This window comes from Trabulsiella odontotermitis (assembly GCF_030053895.1).
Lineage (GTDB): Bacteria > Pseudomonadota > Gammaproteobacteria > Enterobacterales > Enterobacteriaceae > Trabulsiella > Trabulsiella odontotermitis_C.
In genome coordinates this window covers 1,786,947-1,799,505 of record NZ_CP125781.1, presented here as the reverse complement: position 1 = coordinate 1,799,505, position 12,559 = coordinate 1,786,947, and the positions used below count along the sequence as shown (strand labels likewise).

At 54.3% G+C, this 12,559-nt stretch carries 11 protein-coding genes; 6 read left to right on the top strand and 5 right to left on the bottom strand.

The annotated features are described in order from the left end of the window. The first annotated feature begins 33 nt into the window (after window positions 1–33). Window positions 34–738 (top strand): leucyl/phenylalanyl-tRNA--protein transferase, encoded by a 705-nt coding sequence (aat, locus tag QMG90_RS08630; RefSeq protein ID WP_283283414.1) that lies wholly within the window; start codon window positions 34–36, stop codon window positions 736–738. A gap of 271 nt (window positions 739–1,009) precedes the next feature. Beyond that, window positions 1,010–1,228 carry a translation initiation factor IF-1 gene (gene infA / locus QMG90_RS08620; protein ID WP_001040187.1) on the top strand — a complete coding sequence of 73 codons (219 nt, stop codon included), beginning with the start codon at window positions 1,010–1,012 and terminating at the stop codon, window positions 1,226–1,228. A gap of 124 nt (window positions 1,229–1,352) precedes the next feature. Here infA and clpA read toward each other — a convergent pair whose 3' ends face one another. Continuing rightward, window positions 1,353–3,629 (bottom strand): ATP-dependent Clp protease ATP-binding subunit ClpA, encoded by a 2,277-nt coding sequence (gene clpA / locus QMG90_RS08615; protein ID WP_283283413.1) that lies wholly within the window; start codon window positions 3,627–3,629, stop codon window positions 1,353–1,355. Between the two features lie 30 nt (window positions 3,630–3,659). Further along, the gene (clpS, locus tag QMG90_RS08610) at window positions 3,660–3,980 is read right to left on the bottom strand and encodes an ATP-dependent Clp protease adapter ClpS (protein ID WP_038154726.1); all 321 of its coding nucleotides are present in this window, start codon (window positions 3,978–3,980) and stop codon (window positions 3,660–3,662) included. A 322-nt stretch (window positions 3,981–4,302) separates the two neighbouring features. Here clpS and cspD point away from each other — a divergent pair, with 322 nt between their 5' ends. Next, complete coding sequence (gene cspD, locus QMG90_RS08605; RefSeq protein ID WP_038154727.1) at window positions 4,303–4,524, top strand: cold shock-like protein CspD; 222 nt, start codon at window positions 4,303–4,305, stop codon at window positions 4,522–4,524. Window positions 4,525–4,591: 67 nt separating this feature from the next. Here the strand turns inward: cspD and macB are convergent, their stop codons facing one another. Both macB and macA read right to left on the bottom strand, forming a co-directional pair. After that, entirely contained in the window at window positions 4,592–6,535 is a 1,944-nt protein-coding gene (gene macB / locus QMG90_RS08600; RefSeq protein WP_283283412.1) for a macrolide ABC transporter ATP-binding protein/permease MacB, read from the bottom strand. Continuing rightward, window positions 6,532–7,647, bottom strand: a complete 1,116-nt coding sequence (gene macA, locus QMG90_RS08595) for a macrolide transporter subunit MacA (RefSeq protein ID WP_283283411.1) — start codon at window positions 7,645–7,647, stop codon at window positions 6,532–6,534. The genes macB and macA overlap by 4 nt, the downstream gene beginning before the upstream one ends. A 162-nt stretch (window positions 7,648–7,809) precedes the next feature. On the opposite strand from macA, the gene QMG90_RS08590 reads away from it, so the two are divergent. Then, window positions 7,810–8,766 (top strand): VirK/YbjX family protein, encoded by a 957-nt coding sequence (locus tag QMG90_RS08590; RefSeq protein ID WP_283283410.1) that lies wholly within the window; start codon window positions 7,810–7,812, stop codon window positions 8,764–8,766. Here the strand turns inward: QMG90_RS08590 and QMG90_RS08585 are convergent. Continuing rightward, window positions 8,763–10,421, bottom strand: a complete 1,659-nt coding sequence (locus tag QMG90_RS08585; RefSeq protein ID WP_283283409.1) for an ATP-dependent nuclease — start codon at window positions 10,419–10,421, stop codon at window positions 8,763–8,765. The genes QMG90_RS08590 and QMG90_RS08585 overlap by 4 nt on opposite strands. Window positions 10,422–10,824: 403 nt before the next feature. Here QMG90_RS08585 and aqpZ point away from each other — a divergent pair, with 403 nt between their 5' ends. Next, window positions 10,825–11,520 (top strand): aquaporin Z, encoded by a 696-nt coding sequence (aqpZ, locus tag QMG90_RS08580; protein ID WP_283283408.1) that lies wholly within the window; start codon window positions 10,825–10,827, stop codon window positions 11,518–11,520. A 129-nt stretch (window positions 11,521–11,649) separates the two neighbouring features. Further along, window positions 11,650–12,549 (top strand): LysO family transporter, encoded by a 900-nt coding sequence (locus QMG90_RS08575; RefSeq protein WP_283283407.1) that lies wholly within the window; start codon window positions 11,650–11,652, stop codon window positions 12,547–12,549. Window positions 12,550–12,559: the final 10 nt, after the last annotated feature.

The following is a 12,559-nucleotide window of genomic DNA, read 5'->3' as shown; positions in this document are numbered from 1 at the left end:
ACTCTTGTTTGCCATGTAAGAGGTCGTCCTGGCATGCGTCTGGTCCAGCTTTCCCGTTACTCGATTGCGTTCCCCTCGCCAGAAGGGGCTCTGCGTGAACCCAATGGGTTACTGGCATTAGGGGGCGATCTTAGCCCGGCACGGCTATTGATGGCGTACCAGCGCGGCATTTTCCCCTGGTACTCGCCAGGCGATCCTATTCTGTGGTGGTCGCCCGACCCCCGCGCGGTTCTGTGGCCGGAACAGTTTCACATCAGCCGCAGCATGAAGCGATTCCATAAAAATTCACCCTACCGCGTGACGCTGAACCATGCGTTTGAGCGCGTGATTGAAGGCTGCGCCAGCGATCGCGACGAAGGCACGTGGATCACCCATGACATTGTTGAAGCCTATCATCGTCTTCACGAGCTCGGCCACGCGCATTCGGTTGAAGTCTGGAAAGAGGATGAACTGGTGGGCGGCATGTATGGCGTTTCCCAGGGTGCGCTGTTCTGCGGCGAGTCGATGTTCAGCCGCGCAGAGAATGCCTCTAAAACCGCGCTGCTGGTGTTCAGCGCCGATTTTGCCCGTCAGGGCGGCAAACTCATCGACTGCCAGGTGCTGAACAGCCACACGGCGTCGCTGGGCGTGTCTGAGATACCCCGACGGGATTACCTTGAATACCTTTCCGCATTACGCGTTCATTCCCTCACGCAGCGCTGCTGGGTGCCGAGAACGCTCTTTTCCCCTGCGACATAAATGTTTTCGAAACATTTTTTTATCAGGGTGATATAATTGTGCCGAAGAGTCGTTTCTGCATCTTGCCCCGCCGTCGTTTGGGACCGTTCGAGTCAGTTAATACCACTGCTCCTTCTCTACGTTTGCGCTGTCATACGCTCTTTTCGTGTGGCATCAGGGCAATGCGCAAAAACGGCTTTGCGTTTTTTACGTACAAATCTTTACTTAATTGCTGAATTTCGGCATTATCTTGCCGGTTCAAAACTATGGTAGTGATACCCCAGAGGACTAGATGGCCAAAGAAGACAATATTGAAATGCAGGGTACCGTTCTCGAAACGTTGCCTAACACTATGTTCCGCGTAGAACTGGAAAACGGACACGTGGTAACCGCGCATATCTCCGGTAAAATGCGTAAAAACTATATCCGCATTCTGACGGGCGACAAAGTGACTGTTGAGCTGACCCCGTACGACCTGAGCAAAGGCCGCATTGTCTTCCGTAGTCGCTGATTGTTTTACTTGCCGAAACGGCAACCGAATTATGCTGAAAGGCCGGGAACGCTTCCCGGCCTTTTTTCATGGTGTGGTGGACAAAAAAACGGGCTTTCGCCCGTTTTTTAATGCAGTCAGAAAATCAATGTGCCGCTTCCGGTTTGTGCTTTTGCGCACTCTGGAAACCATAAGTCAGCGCATTTTTCTCTTTATCCAGCTCGACGGTAACCTGACCACCATCAACCAGTTGACCAAACAGCAACTCGTTCGCCAGTGGTTTTTTCAGGTTGTCCTGAATTACACGCGCCATCGGACGCGCACCCATAGCACGATCGTAGCCTTTGTCTGCCAGCCAGTTACGGGCATCCTGGCTCACTTCCAGCGACACGCCTTTCTGATCCAGTTGCACCTGCAGTTCGACGATGAACTTATCCACCACCTGATGAATCACGTCGGTCGAGAGGTGATCGAACCAGATGATGTTGTCCAGACGGTTACGGAATTCCGGCGTAAAGATCTTCTTGATCTCCTCCATCGCATCGGTGCTGTTATCCTGCTGGATAAGGCCGATGGATTTACGTTCGGTTTCCCGTACCCCGGCGTTGGTGGTCATCACCATCACCACGTTGCGGAAGTCCGCTTTGCGGCCGTTGTTATCAGTCAGCGTACCGTTGTCCATTACCTGTAACAGCAGGTTAAAGACATCCGGGTGCGCTTTCTCGATTTCGTCCAGCAGCAGTACGGCGTGAGGATGCTTAATAACTGCATCGGTCAGCAGACCGCCCTGGTCGAAGCCCACATAGCCCGGAGGCGCGCCAATCAGGCGGCTCACCGTATGACGTTCCATATATTCGGACATATCGAAACGCAGCAGCTCAATGCCCAGCGCTTTCGCCAGTTGCACGGTCACTTCGGTTTTCCCGACCCCGGTTGGCCCGGCGAACAGGAAAGAACCTACCGGTTTGTGGTCGTGACCGAGGCCAGCGCGGCTCATCTTGATGGCTTCGGTTAACGCTTCAATGGCGTTATCCTGACCAAAGACCAGCATTTTCAGGCGATCGCCAAGGTTTTTCAGCGTATCGCGATCGCTTTGCGAGACACTCTTCTCCGGGATACGCGCAATACGCGCCACTACGGATTCGATATCCGCCACGTTGACGGTTTTCTTGCGTTTGCTGACCGGCATCAGACGGGCACGCGCGCCCGCTTCGTCGATCACGTCAATCGCTTTATCCGGCAGATGGCGATCGTTGATGTATTTCACCGCCAGCTCCACCGCCGCACGTACCGCTTTCGCGGTGTAACGCACGTCGTGGTGCGCTTCGTATTTCGGTTTCAGACCGTTGAGGATCTGCACCGTCTCTTCGACGGACGGCTCGGTGATATCAATTTTCTGGAAACGGCGCGCCAGCGCACGATCCTTCTCAAAGATATTGCTGAATTCCTGATAGGTGGTTGAGCCGATCACCCGGATCTTACCGCTGGAAAGCAGCGGTTTGATCAGGTTAGCAGCATCTACCTGACCGCCCGACGCCGCGCCCGCACCAATAATGGTGTGGATCTCGTCGATGAACAGAATGCTGTTGGTATCCTGCTCCAGCTGTTTCAGCAACGCCTTAAAGCGTTTTTCAAAATCACCGCGGTATTTAGTACCTGCCAGCAATGAACCGATATCCAGCGAATAGATGGTGCAATCGGCGATCACTTCCGGCACGTCGCCCTGCACAATGCGCCAGGCGAGACCTTCGGCGATGGCCGTTTTACCGACACCGGATTCCCCCACCAGCAGCGGGTTATTTTTACGACGACGACACAGAACCTGGATAGCGCGTTCCAGTTCCTTGTCCCGTCCGATTAACGGGTCGATGCCGCCAACACGCGCGAGCTGATTGAGGTTGGTCGTGAAGTTTTCCATACGTTCCTCCCCGCCTGCTTGCTCTTCGCTGTTCGGTTGACTGCCGGCATCTGAAGACTGGCTCGGCTCGTCTTTGCGCGTGCCGTGAGAAATGAAGTTCACCACATCAAGGCGGCTGACTTCGTGTTTACGCAGCAGGTAAGCCGCTTGCGACTCCTGCTCGCTGAAAATAGCGACCAGCACATTCGCGCCGGTAACTTCACTGCGACCGGAAGACTGAACGTGAAAGACCGCGCGCTGCAACACACGCTGGAAGCTGAGCGTCGGTTGTGTATCGCGCTCTTCTTCACTGGCGGGCAGGACGGGTGTGGTTTGTTCGATGAAGGCTTCGAGTTCCTGACGCAGCGCCACCAGATCCACGGAACACGCTTCCAGCGCTTCACGGGCCGATGGGTTGCTGAGCAGAGCCAGCAACAGATGCTCGACGGTCATAAACTCATGACGGTGCTCGCGCGCTCTGGCGAAAGCCATATTTAAACTGAGTTCCAGTTCTTGATTGAGCATAGGCACCTCCCCCAATTTTCATGCCTGTCTTCAGGCTTTTTCCAGCGTACACAGCAACGGATGCTCGTTCTCCCTTGCGTATTTGTTCACCATCGCCACTTTGGTTTCTGCGACCTCGGCGGTAAATACACCACAAATCGCCTTACCTTGATAATGAACCGTGAGCATCAGTTGCGTTGCACGTTCTACATCATAAGAAAAGAATTTTTGTAACACGTCAATAACAAACTCCATGGGAGTATAATCATCATTGACCAATATCACTTTATACATAGATGGCGGCTTTAGCGCATCGCGCAGTTTATCTTCTGCAAGCTGGTCAAAGTCCAGCCACTCTCTGGTCTTGCTCATCGTCAGTTATCATCTTAGTTTACAGGTGCCGACAGACCCGAGGCCTGCCGCTGACAAGAGTCTACACACTATTGAATCTACACGAGATCGCCGATAACTATCATCTATTGTTGTCATCCGCGACGGCTGTCACATTCCCCGGAATAGCGTTAACTGCTTCAAATTTTGATTCATTTTCCACCGTTTCGCGATGCCATCCCCTTGACGCGATACCCGCTTTATCTACATTCTACTGACGAGAGTTGGCGAGGATTTGAACAACCCCCCACTCTACCACCGGTCATTCCATCTACTTATAAAGATTTACGAAGGATGTCGAAGTATGGAAATGGGTACTGTTAAGTGGTTCAACAATGCCAAAGGGTTTGGTTTTATCTGTCCCGAGGGCGGTGGCGAAGACATATTCGCTCATTACTCCACCATTCAGATGGATGGTTACAGAACGCTAAAAGCCGGGCAATCTGTTCGGTTTGATGTCCACCAGGGCCCTAAAGGCAATCATGCCTCAGTGATTGTGCCCGTCGAAGCAGAAACGACCGCATAGCTCTTATGCATTATTGTGTACATCCCGCAGGCAAAATGCCAGTCCTTATGACTGGCATTTTTTTCGCTTATTCGCGTGCCAGTGCATCAACTGGATCGAGTCGGGCCGCGTTTCGCGCGGGCAGCCAGCCAAACAGCACGCCGGTCAGCGTCGAGCAGAAAAATGCGGTCAGCAGCGCCAGCGGTGAGAAACCAATCTCCCAGCCCGGCAAAAAGAGCTGCAATACCACGGCAATCATCAGCGACAACGTCACACCCAGCGCGCCGCCCACAAGACAAACCAGCACCGCCTCAATGAGGAACTGTTGCAGCACATCGCTGGCTCGCGCGCCGACCGCCATACGGATGCCGATTTCACGGGTACGTTCCGTTACTGACACCAGCATAATATTCATCACGCCAATCCCGCCGACCACCAGCGAGATCACCGCCACCAGCGTCAGGAACAGCTGAAGAGTATGTGTGGTTCTTTCTGCCGTTTTCAAGACGCTGTCCATATTCCAGGTAAAGAAATCTTTCTTACCGTGGCGCAATGTCAGCAACCGGGTGAGTTGCTGTTCCGCCACGGCGCTGTCATAACCCTCTTTGACCCTGACGGTAATCGAGTTGAGCCACGACTGCCCGACCACACGCCCTGACATGGTGGTGTACGGCAGCCAGACGCGCAGCACTTTGCTGCTACCGAACATCGACTGTTTTTCATCTGCCACGCCAATCACCGTGGCGGGCGTATTGCCCACCAGAATCACTTCCCCGACGACCTTCACTTTATTGGGAAAGAGCTGGCGGCGGCTGTTGCTGTCAAGCACTACCACTTGTGCGCGGCCATTGAGCTGAATATCGTTAAAAGTATTCCCTTCGCTGAAGGTCATGCCGTAGACGTTAAAATACTGTCCGCCGACTCCTTCTGCGTTCGCCGCCACATCAATATTGTTGGCGCGCAGACGCAAGCTTTTTGAAACCGCCGGTGTCGCCGAACTGACCCATGACTGTTTCTGGATCGCCAGCAGATCGTCATATTTCAGCGACTGCTGGTACTGCGGATCGTCGTCACCAAAATCTTTGCCGGGGTAGATATCAATAGTATTGGTGCCAATCGCCCGGATATCCGCCAGCACCATCTGTTTGGCGGCGTCGCCCACCACCACAATGGAAACCACTGAAGCGATACCGATAATAATCCCCAGCATCGTCAGCAGGGTGCGCATTTTATTAGCCGCCAGCGCGCGCCAGGCCATCGACAGCGCTTCGCGAAAGCCGCTGGTGAACTGCCGCCAGCCGGAAGCGTTGACATTTCGCTCGCTGACCGTCCGCCGCTGCGCCGCCGTTTTCACCGGGGGATTAGTGATAATCTCCCCGTCGCGAATTTCAATGATGCGTTCCGCCTGCGCCGCCACCTGCGGATCATGCGTTACGATAATCACTGTATGGCCCTGCTCTTTGAGCTGATGCAGGATAGCCATCACTTCGTCGCCGGAATGGGTATCCAGCGCCCCGGTGGGTTCATCGGCGAGGATCACCTGTCCGCCATTCATCAGCGCACGCGCAATACTCACGCGTTGCTGCTGACCGCCGGACAGTTTTGACGGCTGATAATCCACCCGGTCGTCCAGCCCCAGCCGTTTCAGCAATTCGAGCGAGCGCTGCCGCCGCGCCTTGCGTTCTGTACCCGCGTAGACCGCCGGGATCTCCACGTTCTGCGCCGCCGTCAGGTGCGATAACAAATGATAACGCTGAAAGATGAAGCCAAAATGTTCGCGGCGCAATTTTGCCAGCGCGTCGCCATCCAGTGTGGCGACATCAGTACCGGCAACGCGATAGGTGCCGCTGCTCGGCTTATCCAGACAGCCGAGAATGTTCATCAGTGTCGATTTGCCCGAGCCGGACGCGCCGACAATCGCCACCATTTCACCGGCGTCAATACTGAGCGTGATCCCCTTCAACACATCGACACTGCCGTCGCCGGAAGGATAACTGCGCCGAATATTGTTCAGCTCAAGCAGTGCCGTCATTTCGCGGCTCCGGGCTTGCCTTCGCCGGTGATCACTTCATCACCTTCTTCCAGCCCTTTGGTAATTTCCACTTCGGTATCGTTACGCGCGCCGATGGTGACTTCACGATCCTTGACCTCGCCGTTACGCAGCAGCCGCACGTTATAGCGGTTATCGCCAACGGCATCGCCCAGCGCCGACAGCGGAATCGTCATCACGTTTTTCACGCCGCTGAGCTGAATATGCACCTGTGCGGTCATCTCCAGACGCAGCACTCCCTGCGGGTTCGGCACCTCAAAACGGGCGTAATAGAAGATGGCGTCATTCACTTTTTCCGGCGTCGGCAAAATGTCTTTCAGCGTACCTTCGTAGCGCGTCAGCGGGTCGCCAAGCACCGTAAACCAGGCCTTTTGCCCCGGCTTCAGATGAATGACATCGGCTTCCGATACCTGGGCTTTCACCAGCATTGTGCTGAGATCCGCCAGCGTCAGAATATTTGGCGCCTGTTGCGCGGCGATGACGGTCTGTCCCTGCAACGTGGTAATCTGCGTCACTTCGCCTGCCATCGGGGCGACAATGCGGGTGTAATCCAGATTGGTTTTCGCCGTATCGAGGGTCGCCTGATTGCGTTTGATTTGCGCTTCAATGGTGCCGATTTGCGCCTGTTTAACCGCCAGGTCGGTCGCCGCGGTGTCCAGATCCTGTTGCGAGATCAGGTTGGTTTTCGCCAGTTTTTGCTGCCGCGCCAGCGTGACCTGCGCCAGTTTCTGCTCTGCCTGCGCCTGCCGTAACTGTGCGCGAAGCTCCATCAGCGTGGCATCCACCTCTTTGATCTGGTTTTCCGCCTGTTCCGGGTCAATCACCCCCAGCAACTTATCTTTTTTCACCTTATCGCCAATATTGACCGACAGCGTTTTAAGCTGACCGCTGACCTGCGCGCCCACGTCCACCTTGCGCAGTGCATCCAGTTTTCCTGTCGCCAGCACGCTTTGTTGCAAATCTCCCTTGCGCACAATCAGCGTCTGATACTGCGGAAGCGGAGCATTCAGCGTCCGCCATAGCCAGATCCCGCCAATAACAATCAGCACAGCCAGCAGCAGATAAACCTTTTTGCTTTTTCCCTTCAAATTCATAAAAAGTCCAACTCTATGCACGGGCATAAATAAAGGATGATTCTATCTAAACCTGACCTCAACGAAACCCTCTGTTTTGCCACCAGGTCAAATTTGTTTAGACAGTATTGATTATTCACCTGATGAAATAGTGCCATCCCTTCCTGACCAACAGATTTCATCATGTCATTCATCGCAGAAATATCGCAATCAGAATCCACGCAACTGAAGTCGGGCTGGCAGCTTTTTCAGTTACTCAGAAACGGGAAGCTGATGCCTGGGCTCGCGTGGCGCAATCCTGCGTATCGCCGCAAATTTATGCTTCGCTCACTGGCCACGCCGTTCAATACGTTGCGTTTACTGAATGCGCTGGCGCAACAGCCGCAACTGATGCAGATGCTGAATGTGCAGCCAGGGCTGCCGTGTCGTCTGCATCGTCCGTGGTTATCCATCAATATGTCGCGTACGCAGGCGATCGACGCCCTGTGTTGGCACTATCAGCAGTTCGCCAATGCGTTGCCGGGACGGGTTTTCAACCATTATCTCACGCCGAACGGCGTCACGCTGGCGGCGCTGAGCGGCAAAGACGACCAGATCTTTACGGTGCGACTGCGGGCCGACGCCATGCAGGATAAAGAAGGCGAAGCAACGCTGCAGTTTTGCGACGCGCAGGAGACCATGCTGGCGGAGCTGACCTTTACACTGTGTCGCTTCGGGGGCAACAATACGCTCTATATCGGTGGCATGCAGGGCGCCAAAGCGCACGTTCCGCATGAGCGGATCCAAATGGCGACCAAAGCCTGCCACGGTCTGTTTCCGAAGCGCCTGCTGTTGGAAGTCGCCATGACACTGGGGCAGCATCTCGGCGCAGAGCAGATCCGCGCGGTGAGTAACGAAACGCACATTTACCGTAGTTTGCGCTATCGCAGAAAAAAACAGGAACACTTGCATGCGGATTACAACAGTTTCTGGGCATCGATAGGCGCCCATGTGGATGAGCGCGGCGATTACGTGCTGCCATGCGAAATGCCGCGCAAAGCGATGGAGGACATTGCCAGCAAGAAACGCGCCGAATACCGTCGCCGTTACGCGTTGCTGGACAGTCTGCATCAACAAACGCGGCAGATGTGCCAGCGTTAATCCGCCCTCCCGCGCGCCAGCCAGAGCACGCGGGAGAACATCTTCCGCAGCAGCATCGGGACAGCATCAATCCCCCTTCGCCCGGCTTCAATCGCCACTTCAATAGCCAGATCCGGTTTTGACGAACGGTGAATCGCTTTGGTGATCACCCGTCGCAGGTTCATCGGCACCCCTTCCGGGACCTGAGCCACCCGGTGATAAACCCCGGCGAACCCCTGTTTGTACATGAAGTGTTCCATGTCCATCGCCGGTAGCACCGTCAGGTGATCGCGCTCCAGCTCTCCGTCATTGTTAAGCAGACTGCGCACCGTCGCGGCATATTTTTTACCAGCCTCGTCACCGTCCACCAGCACATGCCACTCAATGCCCATCCGGCGGGCGAACTTGATCAGCGGCTTCAGACCGGACTGGGCAAACTCAATCACTTTCACCCCTTCCGCATCAAAATGGTGGCCACACTGGCGCGCCATTTCGTTAATCATCCAGGTTTCGGTCTCACCTTCCACCAGCAACCAGCAGCGGGAAAAGAGCGAAGAGGCGCGATTAAAACGAATATGGAACGCGATGCGGCGACCATCTTCAGCATTCATTCCGCCCGGCCCGAGCCGCCATGCCGCCACGCGCGACGACTCACGCACCAGACGACACACCTGCTCGACCGGCGTCATGGACAACAGTTCGCTGGAGTTGGTGGTGGTCACCTGCTGCAGCGGCAGAAGATTCAGTAAATTCCAGGCAACGGAGAGCATGATCGGATGCAGACGGGTTTCCGGATCTTCCACCAACAACAGGGGGCGCGCGTCCCGGTCCAGCCTGACCGTACCTTTGGCCTGCAACAGGGTGGAGAATAACCCCAGCAGGATCACCCGATGGCTGCGGCTGCCGGGCTTATCGATCATGCGGTTAATAATGTCGAGATAACGCCAGCTGCGCTGTTCATCCGTCGACCGTCGGCGCAACAGGCGGTGGCGCGATTCGGCGGTTCCCTGCTCGGAAAAATAGTGTTCCAGCAGTTGCACCATGGCGGAAAGCCCCTGGCGGATCTGGGCGTCAGTGAGGTTTTGCGGGCTGCGCACCAGCTCGCGGGAGAGAAAATCAAGCTGGCGGGCGGTGACCTCGACATCCGGCAGATGCGGCACCGTTCCGCTGCTGATACGGCGCATAAAGCGGGCGTCGCGCAGACGTAACACCGGTTTCAGGCGGATCAGATGGTGCGCCAGGTTGTCGATGTCGTCCAGATCCAGCGCGTCGCCATCGCCGTCGAGGAAACTGCGCAGCGTCATCACGCTGCCGTCTTCCGCCAGTTCCCCTTCGAGACGGTAAAAAACGCGCTGATAGCCATCGTCGCAGGGAACCCACCCCGGAGACAGCGGGCGATAACGACGCACCCGATGGCGGCCTGGCTCACGCTCGCGGAAGGTCAGAATGATGTGCAAATGATGCTCGCGCCCTTGTACATCGCCAGTAGGAAACCAGAAATCATCGCGTACGAAGTGGTAGAGTGGAGGCTCAGGAGACAACAGTAATGTTAATGCATCCAGGAGGCTGGATTTACCCCAGGCGTTTTCACCAATCAGCACGTTGTTATGTTCCAGCATCAGCGATAAACGCCTGATACCGCGAAAACCAACGATTTCCACCCGTTCAAGAAGCATAACCCCTCCCCTTCGTCGCCAGATTCTCCTTTTGCTATCAGCAGTATAGCGGCAGAGACTGCCGCTGAACACCGGTCGAATCGTATCTGTTATGCACGTATTCTTTTCCAGATGAAACATGAAAACACGTAAAAAGAATATGAATCAGAACCTGTAATTATATTTTATGCTGAACATTTACTTTCAATTGAAGCATTCTACACTTACATTACCTCAGAATTTCCTAAGGAATGACACCATATTGCCTTAAATCAAACTAATAAGTCTTATTTAACTGGCAAAGGGATGGTTTTCATTTTTAGAATACGTAGTCTTTATTTTCATCGCATCCTTTTGTCGCGGTAAATAAATGACCAGTGCGGCTCATTCGTGCACTGATAAACTATTATCCATTGAGGTGGCTATGTTCAGAAAATTAGCAGCGGAATGCTTCGGTACATTCTGGCTGGTGTTCGGTGGTTGTGGTAGCGCGGTACTGGCTGCAGCATTCCCTGAATTAGGAATTGGTTTTGCGGGTGTCGCGCTGGCGTTTGGTTTAACGGTACTGACCATGGCTTACGCCGTGGGTCATATCTCTGGTGGCCATTTTAACCCTGCGGTGACGTTAGGTCTGTGGGCTGGGGGGCGTTTCCCGGCAAAAGACGTGATTGGTTATATTGTCGCCCAGGTGGTTGGCGGTATTATTGCTGCGGCAATTCTGTATCTCATTGCCAGTGGTAAAGCCGGTTTTGATGCGGCAGCCAGCGGCTTTGCCTCCAACGGCTATGGCGAACATTCACCGGGCGGATTCTCCATGCTGTCTGCCATTGTCATTGAGATTGTCCTGACCTGTGGCTTCCTGCTGGTGATCCACGGTGCGACGGATAAGCATGCGCCGGCCGGGTTTGCGCCCATCGCCATTGGTCTGGCGCTGACGCTTATTCATCTCATCAGCATTCCGGTCACCAACACCTCCGTTAACCCGGCGCGCAGCACTGCCGTCGCTATCTTCCAGGGCGGCTGGGCACTGCAGCAGTTGTGGTTATTCTGGGTGATGCCCATTGTCGGCGGTATCCTCGGCGGCGTGCTCTATCGCACGCTGCTCGAAAAACGCGATTAAGCGAACAGACATACGCCCGGCAGCGTCTCATCGCGTTGCCGGGCGTTTTTTATTCCGCATCTATTTACTGAGTCCCGGGAATTCGGTAGTGTCTGGTGCGCTATTTTTATTCAAAGGATCGGGCTGTTCATGTTCTCAGGCTTGTTGATTATCCTCCTGCCGCTGATTGCAGGTTACCTTATTCCCCTGCGCCATAGCGCAACGCTGAAACTGATAAATCGTCTGTTAAGCTGGATTGTGTATGTCATTCTCTTTTTTATGGGGATCAGTCTGGCGTTTCTGGATAACCTGACGAGTAATTTGCTCGCGATCCTTCACTATTCTGCCGTCAGTATCGTTATTATTTTGCTGTGTAATACGGTGGCGCTGTTGTGGCTGGAAAGAATCCTTCCCTGGCGCCATCAGCACCAACAGGAGAAATTACCGTCACGCATTGCGATGGCGCTGGAATCATTAAAACTCTGCGGCGTTGTGGTGCTCGGTTTTTTACTTGGACTGACCGGACTTGCTTTTCTTCAGCATGCCACCGAAGCCAGCGAATATACGCTCATCTTTTTGTTATTCCTCGTTGGTGTGCAATTAAGAAATAATGGCATGACGCTCAGACAAATTATACTGAATCGTCGGGGAATGATTGTCGCGGTGATCGTTGTTATCAGTTCGCTGATTGGCGGCGCGATTAATGCCTTTATTCTCGACCTGCCGTTAAAAACCAGTCTCGCAATGGCATCCGGATACGGCTGGTATTCTCTGTCGGGTATTTTACTTACCGAAGCTTTTGGTCCGGTGATTGGCAGCGCCGCCTTCTTTAACGATCTGGCGCGCGAGCTTATTGCGATTATGCTGATTCCGGGGCTGGTACACCGCAGCCGCTCCACCGCGCTGGGGCTGTCTGGCGCGACGTCAATGGACTTTACCCTGCCAGTGTTGCAACGCTCCGGGGGAATTGAAATTGTTCCCGCCGCCATTGTGCATGGCTTTATTTTGAGCCTGATGGTGCCATTATTAATGGCTTTCTTCTCCGCATAATACCTCCATG

What these genes read in the sequence shown, in the direction of transcription:
- aat (WP_283283414.1), top strand. Translation starts at nt 34, where the DNA reads ATGCGTCTGGTCCAGCTTTCCCGTTACTCGATTGCGTTCCCCTCGCCA.
- infA (WP_001040187.1), top strand. Translation starts at nt 1,010, where the DNA reads ATGGCCAAAGAAGACAATATTGAAATGCAGGGTACCGTTCTCGAAACG.
- clpA (WP_283283413.1), bottom strand. Translation starts at nt 3,629, where the DNA reads ATGCTCAATCAAGAACTGGAACTCAGTTTAAATATGGCTTTCGCCAGA.
- clpS (WP_038154726.1), bottom strand. Translation starts at nt 3,980, where the DNA reads ATGAGCAAGACCAGAGAGTGGCTGGACTTTGACCAGCTTGCAGAAGAT.
- cspD (WP_038154727.1), top strand. Translation starts at nt 4,303, where the DNA reads ATGGAAATGGGTACTGTTAAGTGGTTCAACAATGCCAAAGGGTTTGGT.
- macB (WP_283283412.1), bottom strand. Translation starts at nt 6,535, where the DNA reads ATGACGGCACTGCTTGAGCTGAACAATATTCGGCGCAGTTATCCTTCC.
- macA (WP_283283411.1), bottom strand. Translation starts at nt 7,647, where the DNA reads ATGAATTTGAAGGGAAAAAGCAAAAAGGTTTATCTGCTGCTGGCTGTG.
- QMG90_RS08590 (WP_283283410.1), top strand. Translation starts at nt 7,810, where the DNA reads ATGTCATTCATCGCAGAAATATCGCAATCAGAATCCACGCAACTGAAG.
- QMG90_RS08585 (WP_283283409.1), bottom strand. Translation starts at nt 10,421, where the DNA reads ATGCTTCTTGAACGGGTGGAAATCGTTGGTTTTCGCGGTATCAGGCGT.
- aqpZ (WP_283283408.1), top strand. Translation starts at nt 10,825, where the DNA reads ATGTTCAGAAAATTAGCAGCGGAATGCTTCGGTACATTCTGGCTGGTG.
- QMG90_RS08575 (WP_283283407.1), top strand. Translation starts at nt 11,650, where the DNA reads ATGTTCTCAGGCTTGTTGATTATCCTCCTGCCGCTGATTGCAGGTTAC.